The sequence below is a fragment of the Mycobacterium mantenii genome (genome assembly GCF_010731775.1).
Classification (GTDB): Bacteria; Actinomycetota; Actinomycetes; order Mycobacteriales; family Mycobacteriaceae; genus Mycobacterium; species Mycobacterium mantenii.
On sequence record NZ_AP022590.1, the window covers coordinates 4,142,395 to 4,159,456 of the forward strand.

General features: G+C 66.0%; 19 protein-coding genes and 1 pseudogene. 9 read left to right on the plus strand and 11 right to left on the minus strand.

Annotated elements, in window-relative coordinates; genetic code table 11:
• Window positions 1-45: 45 nt before the first annotated feature.
• The 4 genes from G6N50_RS18750 to G6N50_RS18765 are packed head-to-tail and all read right to left on the minus strand — an operon-like array spanning window position 46 to window position 3,916.
• Window positions 46-1,095, minus strand: a complete 1,050-nt coding sequence (locus G6N50_RS18750) for an LLM class flavin-dependent oxidoreductase (RefSeq protein ID WP_083094643.1) — start codon at window positions 1,093-1,095, stop codon at window positions 46-48.
• The gene (locus G6N50_RS18755; RefSeq protein WP_179970034.1) at window positions 1,095-1,619 is read right to left on the minus strand and encodes an SRPBCC family protein; all 525 of its coding nucleotides are present in this window, start codon (window positions 1,617-1,619) and stop codon (window positions 1,095-1,097) included. The genes G6N50_RS18750 and G6N50_RS18755 overlap by 1 nt, the downstream gene beginning before the upstream one ends.
• Before the next feature lie 44 nt (window positions 1,620-1,663).
• Complete coding sequence (locus G6N50_RS18760; protein WP_083094645.1) at window positions 1,664-2,770, minus strand: fatty acid desaturase family protein; 1,107 nt, start codon at window positions 2,768-2,770, stop codon at window positions 1,664-1,666.
• A gap of 42 nt (window positions 2,771-2,812) precedes the next feature.
• A complete protein-coding gene (locus G6N50_RS18765; protein ID WP_083094646.1) occupies window positions 2,813-3,916 on the minus strand; it encodes a ferredoxin reductase in 1,104 nt (367 codons plus the stop codon).
• Between the two features lie 70 nt (window positions 3,917-3,986).
• Between G6N50_RS18765 and G6N50_RS18770 the strand changes: the two genes are divergently transcribed.
• Window positions 3,987-4,661: a TetR family transcriptional regulator gene (locus G6N50_RS18770; protein WP_067834473.1), complete on the plus strand. Its 675-nt coding sequence runs from the start codon at window positions 3,987-3,989 to the stop codon at window positions 4,659-4,661.
• A gap of 34 nt (window positions 4,662-4,695) precedes the next feature.
• Here the strand turns inward: G6N50_RS18770 and G6N50_RS18775 are convergent, their stop codons facing one another.
• Window positions 4,696-5,049, minus strand: a complete 354-nt coding sequence (locus G6N50_RS18775) for a hypothetical protein (RefSeq protein ID WP_083094647.1) — start codon at window positions 5,047-5,049, stop codon at window positions 4,696-4,698.
• Between the two features lie 64 nt (window positions 5,050-5,113).
• Window positions 5,114-5,719, minus strand: a complete 606-nt coding sequence (locus G6N50_RS18780) for a GNAT family N-acetyltransferase (RefSeq protein ID WP_083094648.1) — start codon at window positions 5,717-5,719, stop codon at window positions 5,114-5,116.
• A gap of 51 nt (window positions 5,720-5,770) precedes the next feature.
• Here G6N50_RS18780 and G6N50_RS18785 point away from each other — a divergent pair, with 51 nt between their 5' ends.
• The 3 genes from G6N50_RS18785 (at window position 5,771) to G6N50_RS18795 (ending at window position 9,239) form a co-directional block, all read left to right on the plus strand.
• Window positions 5,771-6,868, plus strand: a complete 1,098-nt coding sequence (locus G6N50_RS18785; protein WP_083094649.1) for a F420-dependent hydroxymycolic acid dehydrogenase — start codon at window positions 5,771-5,773, stop codon at window positions 6,866-6,868.
• Window positions 6,869-7,150: 282 nt separating this feature from the next.
• A complete protein-coding gene (locus G6N50_RS18790; RefSeq protein WP_083094650.1) occupies window positions 7,151-7,852 on the plus strand; it encodes a GAF and ANTAR domain-containing protein in 702 nt (233 codons plus the stop codon).
• Window positions 7,853-7,946: 94 nt separating this feature from the next.
• Window positions 7,947-9,239: an acyl-CoA dehydrogenase family protein gene (locus tag G6N50_RS18795; protein ID WP_083094760.1), complete on the plus strand. Its 1,293-nt coding sequence runs from the start codon at window positions 7,947-7,949 to the stop codon at window positions 9,237-9,239.
• Between the two features lie 10 nt (window positions 9,240-9,249).
• Here the strand turns inward: G6N50_RS18795 and G6N50_RS18800 are convergent, their stop codons facing one another.
• The gene (locus G6N50_RS18800; protein ID WP_007769381.1) at window positions 9,250-9,705 is read right to left on the minus strand and encodes a MaoC family dehydratase; all 456 of its coding nucleotides are present in this window, start codon (window positions 9,703-9,705) and stop codon (window positions 9,250-9,252) included.
• A 162-nt stretch (window positions 9,706-9,867) separates the two neighbouring features.
• On the opposite strand from G6N50_RS18800, the pseudogene G6N50_RS29915 reads away from it, so the two are divergent.
• Window positions 9,868-10,455 (plus strand): annotated as a pseudogene (locus G6N50_RS29915) (alpha/beta fold hydrolase); the annotation flags it as partial.
• A gap of 85 nt (window positions 10,456-10,540) precedes the next feature.
• On the plus strand, window positions 10,541-10,714 hold the full coding sequence (locus G6N50_RS28865) for a hypothetical protein (protein WP_169926952.1): 174 nt from the start codon (window positions 10,541-10,543) through the stop codon (window positions 10,712-10,714).
• A gap of 28 nt (window positions 10,715-10,742) precedes the next feature.
• On the opposite strand, the gene G6N50_RS18810 is transcribed toward G6N50_RS28865, so the two are convergent.
• The 4 genes from G6N50_RS18810 to G6N50_RS18825 all read right to left on the minus strand — a co-directional run bounded on the left by G6N50_RS18810 (window position 10,743) and on the right by G6N50_RS18825 (window position 12,910).
• Window positions 10,743-11,405: a GAP family protein gene (locus G6N50_RS18810; protein ID WP_083094651.1), complete on the minus strand. Its 663-nt coding sequence runs from the start codon at window positions 11,403-11,405 to the stop codon at window positions 10,743-10,745.
• Window positions 11,406-11,482: 77 nt separating this feature from the next.
• Window positions 11,483-11,884, minus strand: a complete 402-nt coding sequence (locus G6N50_RS18815) for a DUF302 domain-containing protein (RefSeq protein ID WP_067913956.1) — start codon at window positions 11,882-11,884, stop codon at window positions 11,483-11,485.
• Between the two features lie 58 nt (window positions 11,885-11,942).
• Window positions 11,943-12,557, minus strand: coding sequence for a mycothiol-dependent nitroreductase Rv2466c family protein (locus G6N50_RS18820; RefSeq protein WP_083094652.1), 615 nt, complete (start codon window positions 12,555-12,557; stop codon window positions 11,943-11,945).
• 32 nt (window positions 12,558-12,589) lie between these two features.
• On the minus strand, window positions 12,590-12,910 hold the full coding sequence (locus G6N50_RS18825) for a metal-sensitive transcriptional regulator (protein ID WP_083094653.1): 321 nt from the start codon (window positions 12,908-12,910) through the stop codon (window positions 12,590-12,592).
• A gap of 233 nt (window positions 12,911-13,143) precedes the next feature.
• Here G6N50_RS18825 and G6N50_RS18830 point away from each other — a divergent pair, with 233 nt between their 5' ends.
• Genes G6N50_RS18830 through G6N50_RS18840 form a run of 3 tightly spaced genes read left to right on the plus strand, consistent with a single transcriptional unit; the run spans window position 13,144 to window position 17,012 of the window.
• Window positions 13,144-13,575, plus strand: coding sequence for an MmpS family transport accessory protein (locus tag G6N50_RS18830; protein ID WP_083094654.1), 432 nt, complete (start codon window positions 13,144-13,146; stop codon window positions 13,573-13,575).
• Window positions 13,572-16,490: an MMPL/RND family transporter gene (locus G6N50_RS18835; protein WP_083094655.1), complete on the plus strand. Its 2,919-nt coding sequence runs from the start codon at window positions 13,572-13,574 to the stop codon at window positions 16,488-16,490. The genes G6N50_RS18830 and G6N50_RS18835 overlap by 4 nt, the downstream gene beginning before the upstream one ends.
• 24 nt (window positions 16,491-16,514) lie before the next feature.
• Window positions 16,515-17,012 (plus strand): metallophosphoesterase family protein, encoded by a 498-nt coding sequence (locus tag G6N50_RS18840; protein ID WP_083094656.1) that lies wholly within the window; start codon window positions 16,515-16,517, stop codon window positions 17,010-17,012.
• Window positions 17,013-17,062: the final 50 nt, after the last annotated feature.

Here is a 17,062-nt window from a genome sequence, read left to right on the forward strand (position 1 = left end):
GGTGGCGACCCGCTTCACCCGGCTACGCCGCGCTCGCGATCGCCACTAGGTTTCGCGGACCAGCTCGATCGCCCGGCCCAACGTCTCCAGCTTGGCGTCCAGCGTGTCGCCCGCGGGATAAAGGCGCACGGTGTTCACCCCGGCATCGCGCCACACGGCAAGGCGCGCGGAGACCATCTCCACCGTCCCGATGAGCGTAGTGGCCAGCACCATGTCGTCGGTCACCAGGGCGGCCGCGCCGTCCCGGTCGCCGCGCTGCCAGCGCTCGCTGACCTCGGCGGCGACGTCCGCCCAGCCCTGTCGGCTGTAGGCCCGGTTGTAGAAATTCGTGCTCGACGATCCCATGCCGCCAAGACTGAAGGCCAGCTCTTTCTTGCGGCCCGCGACCATGCCCCGCAATTCGTCTTCGTCTGCGGCGAAAGCGACTTCGGCGCCCTGGCAGATGTCCATGTCGCCGCGGGTGCGGTTCGCGGCCGCCAGCCCGTCGTCGAGGTGGGCGAAGTAGGCGTCGCCGGCGCCTTCGGGAACAAAGCTGGTGCCCAGCCAGCCGTCGGCGACTCGTCCGGTCAGCCGCAACATCGCGGGTGACAGGGCGGCCAGGTACACCGGAATAGCGTGCTCGGCGCGGGTCGACAAACGCATCGGTACCGCCGCCCCGCCGGGCCGCGGAATTTCGAATTCGCTTCCCGCATACGAGATTTTCCCGCCCGTGAAGACGTGCCGCACGATGTCGACCGTTTCGGAGATGCGCGCCAGCGGCCGGCTGAACGAGACACCGTGCAGGCCCTCGATGACCTGCGGGCCCGAGGCACCCAAACCGAGCAGAAATCGCCCGTTCGACAGATTGGACAGCGTGATCGCGGTCTGGGCGACCATGACCGGCGACCGGGTGCCGACCTGAAAAACGCCGGAACCCAGTAGCATCCGCCCAGTCCTCGCCGCCAGGTAGCCCAGCGCCGACGGCGCGTCCGCGCCCCACGCCTCGGCCACCCAGCAGACGTCGAGGCCCAGCTTCTCCGCCTCGACGACCAACGCCACGACCCCGGCGACCTCGGCGCCGGCACCGGACAGCTCGACCGTCGTGGCGGTCCGCATCAATGGACCCCGTGTTCGGCCAGCCGTTTGATCGCCACCAGGGTTTTTTCGATCGCGCCCTCGAACTCGCGCAGCCGCACGAAGACGATTTTCTGTTCCTTGTCGGGCATCGACTCAAGGGCCACCGACAGCCCCGAGCGGCCCGGCCCCATCTGCATCCAGTAGTTCAGGACGGTGCCGCCGTCACGGGGTGTCAACCGGAATCGCCACTTCGCGGCGGGGTCGTCGGGTTCGCCGACAGCCCAGGCGAATTCGCGCGGCTGATCGCAGGCGACGATCTGCGAGGTGCTGCTCCATTGCCCGAAAGCGTCGTGCTCGTTGTGTCCGATGAAGCGGGCGCCGACCCGCGGGCCGTCGGATCCCTCGGCCCATTCCACCGCCTTCAGCTCGCTGCTGAACGCCGGCATCAGCGCGATATCCGAGACCAAGCTCCAGACCCGGTCCGCGTCCGCGTCGATCCACGTCGACGCTTCCACTGTCGGGGTGTCCGCATACCGCGCGCCGGTCCATTCCACGGACCTCATTGTGCCCCTGTCCCGGCGCGAGGCAATGCCCGGACCGCGTGGATTCAGGCGGCGACCGGCTCAGACTCGGTGGCCTTGTCGGCGCTGGCTTTGGGCACCCACGAATCTGGGAAGGTCAGCCGGACGATCTTGCGCACGACGGTGCCGAACTGGCGCAGCAGCGGACCGCGGTTGTACGGAATGCCGTAGCGTTCGCAGATCTCCTGCACCTCGGGCGCGATCTCGGAGTAGCGGCGCGCCGGCACGTCGGGGAAGAGGTGGTGCTCGATCTGGTGCGACAGGTTGCCGGATAGCAGGTGAAAGAGCTTGCCACCGGTGAGGTTTGCCGAGCCGAGGACCTGGCGGAAGTACCACATGCCGCGTGACTCGTCCTTGGTTTCCTCGACGGTGAATTCCTGTGTCCCGTCCGGGAAGTGGCCGCAGAAGATGATCATGTACGACCACACGTTGCGCATCAGGTTAGCCGTCAGGTTGCCGGTGAAGACGAACGGCGCAAACGGTCCGGCCAGCAGCGGGAAGGCGACGTAGTCCTTGAGGGCCTGCCGACGGGTCTTGCGCCAGATGGCCCGAAGGACTTCGCGCTTGTCCTCGAGCCGGATCTCGCCGGAGCGGATGCGCTCGGTTTCCAGCTCGTGCAGCGCGACGCCGTACTGGAACAACACCATCAGCAGGAATGCGTAGAGCGGGTTGCCGATGAAGTACGGCTCCCAGGGCTGGTCCTCGCTCATCCGCAGGATGCCGTAGCCGATGTCGCGGTCCATGCCCACGATGTTGGTGTGGGTGTGGTGCATGTAGTTGTGCGAGTGCCGCCACTGATCGGCCGGGCACGCCGTGTCCCATTCGAAGGCGCGGCCGGAGATGGCCGGGTCACGCATCCAGTCGTACTGGCCGTGCATGATGTTGTGCCCGATCTCCATGTTGTCCAGGATCTTCGACAGGCCCAGCATGGTGGTGCCCAGCAGCCAGGCCGGCGGCAGAAATAACAACGCCCGGCCACCGACTTCAAGCGCACGCTGGGTCTTGATGACCCGGCGGATGTAGTCGGCGTCCTGTTCGCCGAGTTCTGCCATCACGCGTTCCTTGATGGCATCGAGTTCACGGCCGAACGCGTCGGCCTGTTCGGGTGTGAGGGTGATCTTGTCGTTCGACATTGCTTGTCCTCCAAGCGTTTCTGTGGGCTGGGCGGCTTGTCGCTACAGCGACAGGTCCACGTCACCGACCGGAACGGACACACAGATCTGCACGTCCTCATCGGGAGCGGTCGAGACCGCGCCGGTGACCAGGTTTCGCACGGTACCGGCGGTTTTGCGCCGCGTGCAGGTGTGGCATATGCCCATCCGGCATCCGTTTTCGGGAGACAGTCCCGCCGACTCGGCCTGTTCCAACAGCGACCGTCCGTCGTCGACGACGCCGACACCACTGTCGGCGAACGTCACCCGTCCGCCCGACGGAGTTGCCGGTGCATCGAACACGGGCGGCACAAAGCTTTCGGTGTAGACGTTGTCGCAGTGCGCTTGCACGGCTTCGACCAGAGCCGGTGGCCCGCAGACGAATACCGCATCGGGTGACGGCATCGCGGTGGCTAGGTGCTCCGGGCCGAAACGTCCGGCGAGGTCGCCGTCGTCGGATCGGGTGTAGCCGTGCAGCACCCGCACCGAGGACATCGCGGCCAGCTCGTTGCGGTAGCAGGCCTCGGCGGGCGTGCGTGCGTAGTGGATGAACGCGATCTCGCCCGGATGGCCCTGGGAGATCAAGGTGCGCGCCATCGACAGCACGGGGGTGATACCGCTTCCCCCGGAGATGAAGAGGATGCGCCGCGGGCCGCGCGGTCCGCCGGCCGGCAATGTGAAGTCGCCGCCGGTACCCGTCAGACCGACCACCATGCCGCGGTGGGCGTGTTCGTACAGATAGTTCGAGACCAGGCCGCCCTCGTGCCGGCCGATGGTCAGCTCGAGGGTGGCCGCGCCTTCGACGTTGGCGGGCGAATAGCAGCGGGTGTGCCGGCGGCCGTCGATCTCGACGGTGAGGTTGACGTACTGGCCGGCCTTGAGGGTGTAAGCGGACAGGAAGGTGTCGTTGGGGGTCAGGGTGAGGGTCACACTGCGTGGGGTGGTCCGGCGTACGTCGGTCACTTTGGCGCGGGCTTCGCCCAGCGTCCACGTCGGCGCCACGAGTTCGGTGTAACGGTCGACGCCGTGCGGACCGGTCAGCAGGTTTAATAGCTCTGAACCCAAGACGCGCTGCCGGAGGGTCCTCGCGAGAACTCGACCGGAAACTTGAGCGGTTTGAGTGAACATATGTACACTGTGCGACTGGAACGGCCAACTCGTCAAGGGTTTACTGCCGCTCTGTGGTAGGGTTCACATAGTGAACAGCCGTACTCCCAGCTCACGGGCGCGGGGCTCTGGCCGCGAACGCTCACGCGAGAGCCAGTCGCGTGAGGAGCGCAAGGAGGCGACCCGCCGGGCCATTATCGCCGCGGCGCTCAAGCTCCTGCAGGACCGCAGCTTCTCCAGCCTGAGCCTGCGCGAGGTGACCCGGGAGGTCGGGATCGTTCCGGCGGCGTTTTACCGGCATTTCGAATCGATGGAGGCCCTCGGCCTGGTCCTGATCGACGAGTCCTTCCGAAGTCTGCGTGACACCCTGCGTGATGCGCGTGCCGGCAAGCTCGACCCGAACCGGGTGATCGAGTCGTCCGTCGAGATCCTGGTCGCCAGCGTCGCCGACAGGCGCGAACACTGGCGGCTGATCGGCCGCGAACGCAACAGCGGCCTGTCGGTGCTGCGGTATGCCATTCGCACCGAGATCCGGCTGATCACCTCCGAGCTGGCCACCGACCTGGCGCGATTCCCCGGGCTGAACAAGTGGACCACCGAGGATCTCAACGTGCTGGCGACCCTGTTCGTCAACGCCATGATCGTCGTCGCGGAGGCCATCGAGGATTCGCAGAGCATCGAGGCGACCGAAGACATCCGCCGGCTCGCCGTCAAGCAGCTGAGGATGATCGCCACCGGCATCGCCGGCTGGCAGAGCACACCCTGATCGCGTCGGCTGCAGTAAACAGCCGAGCACTGACTTACTCGTCGACGACGTCGTAGAGCGAGTCGCCGTCTTCGGGCGTGCCGTCCACCTGGCCCCGGTGGGCGCGCCGGGGTCCGTCGTCGACCGGCTCCATGGCATCGGGAACGTCGGGCTCTTCGGCCGCCAGCCGTGCGTCGAGGGACTCACCCTCGCGTTCTTCCCGGGCCGTCACGCCGAACCGGTTGGCCTCGCTCCAGTCCTCGGGCGGGTCGACCACGATGTCGCCGTCGTCGTTGCGCAATTCGTCCGAGTCGGTACCTTCGCTCGGGTTCAAGGTGTCACCCGGCCCGCCCTCTTCGGGAAAGTCCGCGGGATCCACCAGCTCGTCGGCCTGTGGGTCATCGCTCATGCCAGGACGATTGCCCGCCGCGTCGGGGGGCTAAACGCGGGCGGAGGGCGATTCCGTCAAGCCGCTACCGGGGCGGGCGCCACATGGCCCACAGGCTCGGACCGCCGTCCGGCAGCACCAGCTCGCGGGTGACGCTGAAGCCGAAACGCTCATAGTAGGGCACATTTTCGGGCTTGCTCGACTCGAGATAGGCCGGACAGTATTCGGCGTCGCAGCGATCCAGGCGCGACCTCATCAGCGCCTGACCGAATCCCGTGCCGCGGACCCCGGGATCGCTGCCGATCACGGCGAGGTACCAGTGCGGTTCCTCCGGGTGCACGCTCTTCATCAATTCCTGCACCGCGCGTCCGCGCATCGAGCGGATGCCGAACACCCGCATGAACGTCGGTGTCATCGCCAGCTGCCCACCGGTCGTCTCTCGCCACTGGTCGGGCGGATCCCACAGCGCCGCCGCGCCGATACCCTCATCCGCGTACGCCACCTCCACACCGCCGCGACCGAGGTGGTGGTGGCGCGTCATTGTGGCGAACAACCGGGACAGGTGCGCGGTCCGCTTGTCGTGATCGGGAATCAGCCAGATCATCACCGGGTCGTCGTAGAACGCGCGGGCCAGGGTGCGCGACAGCGCGCGGACGTCGCCTCTGACTGCCGGGCGCACGTGCGGGGTCACCTGTGCCAGGCTAGTGGGTATGACACACCGCCTGGTGGGTATGCCCACCCGGTGACCGGCATCTCGCGGCGAGTATTCGCGCGGGCGGCGGCCGGCGCGGGCGTGCTCGGGTCCGTCGGTCTGGCGGACGGATGCGCGAAACCGGCTGGCGACCACAACAAATCCAGCGGCCCACCGACGCCGGCGGGCAAGGGCGTTGGCCTCGTCCTCTCGCACGAGCAGTTCCGCACCGATCGGCTGGTGGCACAGGCTCAGGCGGCCGAACAGGCCGGCTTTCAATACGTCTGGGCCAGCGACCACATTCAGCCGTGGCAGGACAACGAGGGCCATGCGATGTTTCCGTGGTTGACGCTGGCGCTGGTCGGCAACAACACCAGCCGCGTCTCATTCGGCACCGGGGTGACCTGCCCGACCTACCGCTACCACCCCGCCACGGTCGCCCAGGCATTCGCCTCCCTGGCGATCCTCGACCCGGGCAGGGTGTTTCTGGGTGTGGGCACCGGCGAGCGGCTCAATGAACAGGCCACCACCAACACCTACGGGAACTACACCGAGCGCCACGACCGGCTGGTCGAAGCGATCGACCTCATCCGCCAACTGTGGAGCGGTTCGCGAATCTCTTTCTCCGGCCGCTATTTCCAAACGAATTCGCTGAAACTCTACGATGTTCCGACTACGCCTCCACCGATCTTTGTGGCCGCCGGCGGCCCGAAAAGCGCGAAGCTGGCCGGACAACACGGGGACGGGTGGATCACGCAGGCGCACGACGTAACGAATCCAAAACTGTTGGCGGCCTTCGCTGCCGGTGCGCAAGCCGCCGGCCGTGATGTGGCCACGCTGGGCAAGCGCGCCGAACTGTTCGCGGTGGTCGGCGATGCCGCCGTGGCGACCCGGGCCGCCACGCTGTGGCGTTTCACGGCCGGGGCGGTCGATCAGCCCAATCCCGTTGAGATCCAGCGCGCCGCCGAGATCAACCCCATCGACAAAGTGCTGGCCGGCTGGACCGTGGGCACCGACCCGGCCACCCACGTCGACGCCGTGCAGCGCGTCCTCGACGCCGGTGCCGTCCCGTTTCTGCACTTTCCCCAAGACGATCCCCTCGCCGCCATCGAGTTCTACCGCGCCAACGTCTTACCGAAGCTGCGCTGAGCGCACCGCCGCCGTCACCGTTTCGGCGCCGCTAACCCGGGTATCCACCCCCGACTCCGAGTGACGGCCGGGACCACCCGAGTCCGCACGGTTGTTCAAAGACGCCCGACGGCGCGCCGAATGTCGCTTCCCTCGGGTTTGCGATCGGGTCGTCGACCTCGGGTAACCGGGGCTCTGCGGCCAAACCCGCGGCGCCGGATCCTTGAGAACGTGCGACAGATGCCCCTAAAGGGGGCTGCGCGGGTTACGAGTGGTGGGCAAATCATGCAGAATCGGGGGCTTATGGACGCTTCAGACCCAGAATCCCGATACAAGCTCGCCGTACGGATGGCAGAGCTGGTCCGCGGGATGGCCGCCCCGCGCCGCCTCGAGCAGGTGCTGGCCGACGTGACCGCGGCGGCGGTCGAGGTGATACCGGGGGCCGACATCGCCGGGGTGCTGCTCGTGAAAAAGGGCGGCGAATTCGAATCCCTCGCCGACACCGACGACCTGGCGTCGCAGCTCGACAAGCTGCAGCACGATTTCGGTGAGGGGCCCTGCGCCGAGGCGGCTCTGCAGCAAACGATCGTGCGCAGCGATGACCTGCGCAACGAACCGCGCTGGCCGAAATACGCGCCCGCGGCCGTGCAGCTCGGGGTGCTCAGCAGCATGTCCTTCAAGCTGTACACCGCGGACCGCACCGCCGGCGCGCTGAACCTGTTCGGTCACGAAGCCAACGCGTGGGACACCGAAGCCGAGACCATCGGCTCGGTGTTCGCCGCGCATGCCGCCGCGGCGATCCTGGCCGGAAGCCATGCGGAACAACTGTATTCGGCGGTATCGACTCGCGACCGCATCGGTCAGGCCAAAGGCATCATCATGGAACGCTTCGGCGTGGACGACGTGCGGGCCTTCGACTTGCTGCGGATGCTCTCGCAGGAGAACCAGACGAAACTGGTGGACATCGCCCAGCGGATCATCGACACCCGCGGCGAGTGTGAATAGGTCCTTGGGGACACAGGCGATCGCTCCGCTCTAGGATGGGGTGGCTTCATCAACGAGTCCGGCGCGGCGTTGCGCCGGGGATTGGTTGGCCACGGTGTGGGACTTCGAAACAGACCCCGAATACCAGGCAAAGCTGGACTGGGTCGAAAAGTTCATGGTCGAAGAGCTGGAACCGCTCGACCTGGTCGCGCTCGACCCTTACGATAAGAAGAGCGCCGAGATGATGGCGATCCTGCGTCCGTTGCAGCAGCAAGTGAAGGATCAGGGACTGTGGGCCGCCCACCTGCGCCCCGAGCTCGGCGGTCAGGGCTTCGGTCAGGTCAAGCTCGCACTTCTCAACGAGATCCTCGGGCGGTCCCGTTGGGCGCCTTCGGTGTTCGGCTGTCAGGCACCGGATTCCGGTAACGCCGAGATCCTCGCCCTGTTCGGCACCGACGAACAGAAGGCCCGCTACCTACAGCCGCTGCTGGACGGCGAAATCACCTCGTGCTATTCGATGACCGAACCGCAAGGTGGTTCTGACCCAGGGATGTTCGTGACGAGCGCAACCCGCGACGGCGACGACTGGGTCATCAACGGGGAGAAGTGGTTCTCCAGCAACGCCAGGCACGCGTCGTTCTTCATCGTCATGGCGGTGACCAAGCCCGATGCACGCACGTACGACAAGATGTCGCTGTTCATCGTCCCGGGCGAGACGCCGGGGATCGAGATCCTCCGCAACGTCGGGGTGGGAGGCGAGTCGAAGCACGGTTCGCACGGGTACGTCCGTTACAACGACGTCCGGGTGCCGGCTGATCACGTGCTGGGTGGTGAAGGTGCGGCGTTCATGATCGCGCAGACCCGCCTCGGCGGCGGCCGCATCCACCACGCGATGCGCACGATCGCCTTGGCACGCAAGGCTTTCGACATGATGTGCGAACGCGCCGTGTCACGCAAGACCAGGCACGGCCACCTCTCCGACTTCCAGATGACGCAGGAGAAGATCGCCGACAGCTGGATCCAGATCGAGCAGTTCAGGCTCCTGGTGCTGCGGACCGCGTGGTTAATCGACAAGCACCACGACTACCAGAAGGTGCGCCGCGACATCGCGGCCGTGAAAGTCGCGATGCCCCAGGTGCTGCACGACGTCGCGCAGCGGGCCATGCACCTGCACGGCGCGCTCGGCGTCTCCGATGAGATGCCGTTCGTCAAGATGCTGGTGGCCGCCGAGTCGCTGGGCATCGCGGACGGGGCCACCGAGCTGCACAAGATGACCGTCGCCCGCCGGACCCTGCGCGAATACGAGCCGGTGACAACGCCTTTCCCCTCAGCCCATATCCCGACCCGGCGCGCCGAAGCAGAGGCACGACTGGCCGAGCGGCTGGAACACGCGGTCGCCGAGTTCTAGAGGCGCCGCGTCAGGCGACGAAACGAACCACGCTTTCGGCCACACACGCCGGTTTGGCCGAGCCGTCGATCTCGACGGTGGTCGAGATGGTCGCCTGCACGGCGCCGTTACCCACGTCGTCGACGCTGACCAACGAACTCTGCGCGCGCACCCGAGAGCCGACCGGGACCGGGGCGGGGAAACGAACCTTGTTGAGGCCGTAGTTGATTGCGAGCTTGATCCCGTTAACGGTGTAGATCTGGTGCTGCAGCCGCGGCAGCAGCGCCAAGGTCATGAAACCGTGGGCGATGGTCGTGCCGAACGGACCCGACGCGGCCCGCTCCGGGTCGACGTGGATCCACTGGTGATCGCCGGTCGCATCGGCGAATAGGTTGACGTCTTCCTGGGTGACGGTGACCCAATCGCTGTGCCCGAGGGTCTCGCCCGCGGCCGCGGCGAGTTCGGTGACTGATTCGAAGGTGCGCATTGCAGTTTCTCCTTGGTTTCGGCTGCTAACAATAGCGCCGGGCATCGGGTGCCCCGACGATCCGGCCGCGGCACCCCAGTTTGTCCGGGGCCGCCGCGCGTAGTAGCCGGTGGACACAAATCTCCAACCTCACGGAAGGCCACCGCATGCCCGATGTGACCGCGCACCACGCTGCTCATGCACCCGTGGCCGCTGTCGGCCCGCACCTGGTCGGCGCAAATCCCGGCATTGAGCGCGGCCGGCTACCGGGTCGTCAGCTACGACCGGCGCGGGTTCGGGCGCAGCGACAAGCCCCTCACCGGGTACATTTACGAGAACCTCACCAAAGATCTGAACTCCCTCATCGAGGCTCTCGACCTGCGGGAGATCACGCTCGTCGGCTCCTCCCGGGCGGCGGTGAGGTCGCGCGTTAATTGTCGGCCTACGGTGCGGATCGGGTGCGCAGCGTCGTGTTCGCCTCGTCGGTCACCCCGTACCTGCTACAGACGACCGACAACCCGGACGGGCCGCTCACCATGAAGGACGCGGCGCGGTCGACCGCGGCGTTCGTCAAGGACCAGGACGCCTGCTACGACCAACAGATGACCGAATTCTGCTCTGCCAATGGCAAATTGAGAGTGAGCGCCGCGGCGTGCGCACGCGGCGATACCCGGCAGCGAGCTGGGGATCATCGCCGACGGACCGCACGGCTGCCACATCAGCCACCCCGCCGAATTCAACGCGGCCCTGCTCGAGTTCCTGGTGCGGTGACCGGGCACAGGCGCAGTCCCCCGTTTCGCGTGGGCTGTCGGGGGAATCCTTCGGGGAACCCGCGTCCACAGAAAAGGAATCCGCCATGCCAGAGCACAAGGGCCACAAAGCCGAGGACGACGTGGAAGCTGAGACGCACCAGACTCGGTCCCGCGCCGCCGCAGGCGAAGAGGACGGCTCGTACGTGGGGGCCGCCGGTTCCGATGACAGCTTCGACGCCGGAGAAACCGGTGCCGAAGCGCGCAGCGAACAGGACTGATCCGGGGCCGGGCGAGCCGGCGGCAGCCTTATGACAGGCCGTACAGCACCACCGCGATACCCACGATCACGAGTGTCAGGGCCGTTATCGCCCGATGCCGATCTTGGATCCACCCTCTCAGCCGCTCGAGTCGTTGCTCGATGCCTGGCCCCACAACCAAGTAGGCCAGGATGGGTGCTGCCACAGTCGAATTCGCCAGGAGGGCGTAGTAAGCGACGGCGATCACCGCACTCGCGCCGGTGAAGCGGGCGGAGGCGATCTGCGTCCCCACCGCCGCGCCGGCAGCCGGCACCTTCGGATTGGCCGGCATCGGAAACAGTCCCATGCTGGTCGCCACCAACGGAGTTACCCCGCCGGCCTTGGAATCCCGCAGCGAGCGGTCAGCCGTTCGGGCGCCGCGCCACCACAGCCGAACCCCCAGAGCTACGACGCCCGCACCCACAACCATGACCGCCCGATCGGCCCACGAGGGACCCGGGCTGAGCAGCACGTCAAACAAACGCGGAACGTGCATAGACGCGGTCGTGAGCGCACCAAGTGAAACCAGCCTGCCGGCGACGTAAGCGACGCTGGACACATACGGCCGCTCATGGTGAACGAGCAGCACCAACGACACCACCATGGGCACGGGCGACAGCGCGACCACCATCGCAGGTGCGGTCAACTTCGCCAACACCAGCCCTGAAAGCATGGACAGGTCAACACCTTTCAGGTGGACAGGGCGCCGCGCGCGCGATGTCCAGGCCACGCCGGGGGTGCGGCAGCGGGCTAGCCTAACGCGCTGATCGCCGCCTGCAGCTTGGCGGTGGCCTGGTCCGCGACGTCCTGCAACGCCCCCGCCTCCTCGGTCACTTTGACCATGACTTGGGGATCCATCGCCTCGACCAGTACCGCATCGCCGTCGCCGGCGGGGTCTGAACGCACCACCACGTTGCACGGCAATAGCTGGCCGATCTGGCGGTGGATGCCCAGCGCGCGATGCGCCAGCACCGGGTTGCAGGCACCCAGGATGAGATAGTTCTCCATATCCTCGCCGAGCTTTTGCTTCAGCGTGGCTTTCACGTCGATTGTGGTCAAAACGCCGAATCCCTGCTCGGCCAGTGCCTTTGTCGTCCGGTCCACCGCGTCCTCGAACGAGGTGTGAAGTGTGGTGGTCAATCCTGATGTCATCTGTTCCTCATTTCAGCGTTGAACTACCCCGGAATAGCCCGAAAGGGCCCCGAAAGGGCTAGGCCGCGGTGCGTGGCCGTTGCAACTGGGTGAACTGCGGGGTTGCAGCAAGGGTGGCGACCGCATCGAACACTGCGGCGGCGTCCTCCTCGGCCGGTACACCGGTCAGGACCGGCCCGAAAAACGTGTGTCCGCCGATCCGCAGAATCGGGCTGCCGCCCGTCTCACCCAGCGTGTCTTGCGCAGCCTGATGCTGATGCCGGATCCACGCGTCCAACGATTCATCCGAGACCGCGGCCGCTGCGCCGCCGCCGACCCCCACCGTCATCAAGACGTGCGCGATGAGTTTGGCATCGACGGGCTCGGAATGGTCGAAATATCGCTCGCCGAAGGCGAAATAGGCGGCGGTCCATCCGTCGGCGCCCCCGTCGCGGGCGATGGCGGCCATCAGTCGGCCGATTTGTTGCGAGTCACGCATCCGGGCCTGCTGCGGGGGCGGTAGTTCCCGTCCCTCGTTGAGGACCGCCAGGCTCATCAGTCGCCAGTCGATGGCCATTCCCGTCCGCTCGGCGACGGCGCGCAGCCAACGAGCGGTGTTCCACGAGAATGGACACACCGGGTCCAGCCACAGCGTCACCTTCGGTTCGGTCTGATCACGTTGGGTGGGAGACATCTACCTTTCCTCTTCTCCTAGCAGCCGGGCGGTCAGGCCAGGCTCAGGAACAGCTTTTCCAGCTCATCCATCGACACCGGTGGCACACCGGCCGGCCCGTCTTCTGATGACGTGATGCAGTCCCGCAGGCCGGACGCGATGATCTTGAATCCCGCGCGATCCAGGGCCTTCGATACCGCTGCCAGCTGGGTGACGACGTCTTTGCAGCTGCGCCCCTGCTCGATCATCGAGATGACGCCCCCGAGCTGACCCTGTGCCCGACGCAACCGGGCAAGGACCGCATCGATGTCACCTTGGTTATGCCCGGCGATGCCGCCGTCAATCGGCGCACCGCCGCGTACTTCGTTTGCCATGACTCCTTCATACCATACCCGGCGGGGTATATGCCGCCGCTTGACCGATACCCCCTGGGGTATGGTAAAAATTGAGCTGCGGTTCACGCCACGGCCCCCGGGTACGCGGCACGCGATACCCGCAATGTATGTCTGCCGCCCCAAAGGCGGGGGCCAAATGGCCCTATTGGCTCCGCCGGTGCGGGTCGAGACTCCGAACCAGAAAGACCAGGTCACGAGGGAAAGGAAACTCAATGTCCACGTTTCTCAAACGGGCTTGGGTGCCGGTCGTCGTCGTGGTGGCGGTTGCCCTCGGCGGTATTGCCGTCGACCGGCTCCGCGGTGTTTTCGGATCCGACGCGATCTTCACCGCGACCGGCAGCAGCGCCGAACCCCTTGAGCCCTCGCATGTCAAGCGCGTGACCTACGAGGTCTACGGACCCAGCGGCACTGCCGGAAGCGTGAGTTACCTCGACAAGAATGCGCAGCCGGAACAAGCGGACTTCACCACCCTGCCCTGGACCTTCACGGTCACCACAACCGTGCCGGCCGTGATCGCCAGCTTGGTGGCACAAGGCAACAGCGACGACATCGGGTGCCGCATCACCGTCAACGGCGAGGTCAAGGACGAGCGTTCCACGGCCGGGCGTCACGCCCAAACTTCCTGTCTGGTCAAAGCCGGATGAGCACCGGCACCGACGCCCGTCCGAGGTTCATGCGGTTCGTCCGCAGGTTCGCGTGGCCCATCATCATCGCATGGTTACTACTGACCGTCGCCCTCAATGTGCTTGTGCCGCCGATCGAGTCGGTCGCGCGTAACCACGCGGTGACGATGTCACCGCAAGACGCACCGGCGATGATCGCCGCCAAGCGCATCGGCTCAACGTTCCGCGAGTCGGACTCCGACAGCATCGCGATGATCGTCCTGGAGAGCAGCAGTCCGCTCGGTGACGAGGCGCGCCGCTACTACGACGGCTTGGTAAGCAAGCTACAGGCCGACACCAAGCACGTGCAGCACGTTCAGAACGTGTGGGGAGATCCACTTACCGCCGCCGGTGTCCAGAGCCGCGACGGCAAAGCCGCTTACGTCCAACTCAACCTGGCCGGCAACCAGGGCAGCACCCTGGGCAACAAGTCCGTCGACGCGGTGCGCAAGATCGTCGACAAGTCCGAGCCCCCCAAAGGGCTCAGGGTCTACGTCACCGGTCCGGCCCCGCTGAACACGGACATGAACGAGGCCGCCGACAAGAGCATGTTCAAAATGATGGGCGTCACGGGAGTGGTCATCATGATCATGCTGTTCATCGCCTATCGATCCATCAGCACGGTGCTTCTGGTTCTCGTCATGGTCGGGTTCGAAATGGGCACGGCCAGAGGGCTTGTCGCGCTCCTTGGGAACAACGAGTTGTTGGGGTTCTCGACGTTCGTCGTCGCGATGCTGTCGTCGCTGGCGATCGCGGCGGGAACCGATTACGCGATCTTCCTCATCGGGCGTTACCAGGAGGCGCGTCAGGCCGGCGAAGATCGAGAAGCCGCCTACTACACGATGTTTCGCGGAACCGCGCACATCATTTTGGGCTCCGGGTTGACCATCGCCGGGGCCACGTTCTGCCTGCACTTGGCGCGCCTCTCGTACTTCAAGGCGCTCGGCATCCCGTCCGCCCTGGGATTGCTCGTCGTCGTGGCGGGAGCGATGACCGCCGCCCCCGCCGTCGTTGCGGTGGCCACCCGGTTCGGATTGCTCGACCCTAGACGGATGATCAAGACGCGCGGGTGGCGCCGCATCGGCACCGCCACCGTCCGCTGGCCCGGTCCGGTCTTCGCGGCCGCACTGGTCATCGCGATCGTCGGCATCCTGATCATGCCGAGCATGAAGGTCAGCTACAACGACCGCTTCTACATACCCCACAACCTGCCGTCGAACGTCGGTTATGCGGCCGCCGAGCGCCATTTCAGCGCCGCCACAATGAATCCCGACATCCTCATGATCGAAGCCGATCACGACATGCGCAACAGCGGCGACATGATCATCCTGGATCGGATCGCCAAGAACGTCTTCAATTCGCCCGGAATCGCAATGGTGCAGAGCATCACCCGGCCGCTGGGTGGCCCGATCGAGCACACGTCCATACCGTTCCAGATCAGTGCTCAATCGATTCCGATCCGGCAGAACATTCAGTTCATGAAGGACCGCTCGGACGACATGCTCAAGATGAGCGACGACCTCGGCGCCATGATCACCTCGATGCAGCGGATGCAGGGCCTGCTCGGGCAGATGAGCGGCGCGACCCATCGCATGGTCGGCGACATGCACGAGATGCAAGCCACACTGGACGAGATGCGGGACCACCTGGCGGATTTCGATGACTTCGCGCGGCCGTTCCGCAACTACCTGTATTGGGAGCAGCACTGCTTCAACATCCCGGTGTGCTGGGCGTCGAGGTCGGTGTTCGAGGCGATCGACGGTGTGGACAAGTTCAGCGAGAACATGAGCACGCTGATCAAGGACGTGAACGACGTCGACGCGATATTGCCCCAGATGCTCGCCGAGTTCCCGCCGATCATCGCCGTCGCCAGATCCATGCAGGGGACGCTGCTCACCATGCACAGCAGCTTCTCCGGTCTGATAACGCAAATGTCCCAGATGACCGACACGGCCAGCGCGATGGGCCAGGCCTTCGACGCCTCGCGCGGTGGCGACTACTTCTACCTGCCGCCAGAAGCGTTCCAGAATCCCGACTTTCAGCGCGGTCTGAAGCTGTTCCTGTCGCCGGACGGTCAGGCTGCGCGCTTCATCATCACCCATGACGCGGACCCGGCGACGCCGCCGGGCATCTCCGCGGTGATGCCGGAACTGACCGCCGCGCATCAAGCGGTCAAGGGGACGACCCTGACCGGCGCCAAGTTCTACCTCGCCGGCACCGCGGCCATCTATCGCGACATCCAAGCGGGCTCCCATTACGACCTGCTGATCGTGGGACTCGCGGCGCTGACGCTGATCTTCGTCGTCATGCTGATCATCACCCGTGCGCTGGTCGCATCCCTGGCGATCGTCGGCACGGTGCTGCTGTCACTGGGTGCCGCCTTCGGCCTGTCGGTTTTGGTCTGGCAACACCTGTTTGGCCTCGAACTGAACTGGATCGCACCGGTTTTCGGGTTGATCATCCTGCTGGCCGTCGGGTCCGACTACAACCTGCTGCTGGTGTCGCGGTTCCAGGAGGAGATCGGGGCGGGGCTGAAAACCGGCATCGTCCGCTCGATGGGCGAGACCGGTGGGGTGGTCACCTCGGCGGGCCTGGTGTTCGCCTTCACGATGATGTCGATGGTCGCCAGCGACCTGCGCTCGATCGGCCAGGCCGGCAGCACGATCGGTCTTGGCCTGCTGTTCGACACGCTGATCGTGCGCTCGTTGATGACGCCGTCGATCGCGGCGCTGCTCGGGCGGTGGTTCTGGTGGCCGCAACGGGTGCGGCCACGCCCGGCCAGTTCGATGCTCCGGCCCTTCGGTCCGCGTCGCCTGGTTCGCTCGCTTCTGCTGGGTGAGCCCGCGGACGCGCCGACCGCCAAGCCCGAAAAGGCCCTGGCTCCGTCGGCGAGGTGACAACCGCGGGCGCAAGATGGGCGTGTGAGGCTGCTGCTGATTGCCGATACCCACATCCCCAAACGCGCCCGCGACCTGCCCGCCCAGTTGTGGGATGAGGTGGCCGGCGCCGACGTCGTCGTCCACGCAGGCGATTGGATAGCACCGGAGTTGCTCGACGAGCTCGAAGGCCACGCCGCCCGGCTGGTGGCCTGCTGGGGCAACAATGACGGCCCGGCGTTGCGGGCGCGACTGCCCGAGCGCGCGGACGTGACGCTGGCCGGGGTGCGGTTCACGGTCGTGCACGAGACCGGCGCCGCGGCCGGACGCGAAACGCGCATGTCACGGCTCTACCCCGACAGCCAAGTGCTGGTGTTCGGGCACAGCCACATCCCGTGGGACAGCACCACCGAGACCGGGTTGCGTCTGCTCAATCCCGGGTCACCGACGGATCGCCGCCGGCAACCGTTCTGCACCTACATGACCGCGCACGTCGAGGCGGGCGAGCTGAGCGACGTCGCGCTGCATCGCCTCCCTAAGTAACGGGTACATACCGAACGTACAGCTTCCACACATAGATAGCTCGGCTACAG

Excerpts from the sequence above, each read along its gene's own strand:
- G6N50_RS18750 (WP_083094643.1), bottom strand. The coding sequence starts at position 1,095 with ATGCGGACCGCCACGACGGTCGAGCTGTCCGGTGCCGGCGCCGAGGTC.
- G6N50_RS18755 (WP_179970034.1), bottom strand. The coding sequence starts at position 1,619 with ATGAGGTCCGTGGAATGGACCGGCGCGCGGTATGCGGACACCCCGACA.
- G6N50_RS18760 (WP_083094645.1), bottom strand. The coding sequence starts at position 2,770 with ATGTCGAACGACAAGATCACCCTCACACCCGAACAGGCCGACGCGTTC.
- G6N50_RS18765 (WP_083094646.1), bottom strand. The coding sequence starts at position 3,916 with ATGTTCACTCAAACCGCTCAAGTTTCCGGTCGAGTTCTCGCGAGGACC.
- G6N50_RS18775 (WP_083094647.1), bottom strand. The coding sequence starts at position 5,049 with ATGAGCGATGACCCACAGGCCGACGAGCTGGTGGATCCCGCGGACTTT.
- G6N50_RS18790 (WP_083094650.1), top strand. The coding sequence starts at position 7,151 with ATGGACGCTTCAGACCCAGAATCCCGATACAAGCTCGCCGTACGGATG.
- G6N50_RS18800 (WP_007769381.1), bottom strand. The coding sequence starts at position 9,705 with ATGCGCACCTTCGAATCAGTCACCGAACTCGCCGCGGCCGCGGGCGAG.
- G6N50_RS28865 (WP_169926952.1), top strand. The coding sequence starts at position 10,541 with ATGCCAGAGCACAAGGGCCACAAAGCCGAGGACGACGTGGAAGCTGAG.
- G6N50_RS18810 (WP_083094651.1), bottom strand. The coding sequence starts at position 11,405 with ATGCTTTCAGGGCTGGTGTTGGCGAAGTTGACCGCACCTGCGATGGTG.
- G6N50_RS18815 (WP_067913956.1), bottom strand. The coding sequence starts at position 11,884 with ATGACATCAGGATTGACCACCACACTTCACACCTCGTTCGAGGACGCG.
- G6N50_RS18820 (WP_083094652.1), bottom strand. The coding sequence starts at position 12,557 with ATGTCTCCCACCCAACGTGATCAGACCGAACCGAAGGTGACGCTGTGG.
- G6N50_RS18825 (WP_083094653.1), bottom strand. The coding sequence starts at position 12,910 with ATGGCAAACGAAGTACGCGGCGGTGCGCCGATTGACGGCGGCATCGCC.
- G6N50_RS18830 (WP_083094654.1), top strand. The coding sequence starts at position 13,144 with ATGTCCACGTTTCTCAAACGGGCTTGGGTGCCGGTCGTCGTCGTGGTG.
- G6N50_RS18835 (WP_083094655.1), top strand. The coding sequence starts at position 13,572 with ATGAGCACCGGCACCGACGCCCGTCCGAGGTTCATGCGGTTCGTCCGC.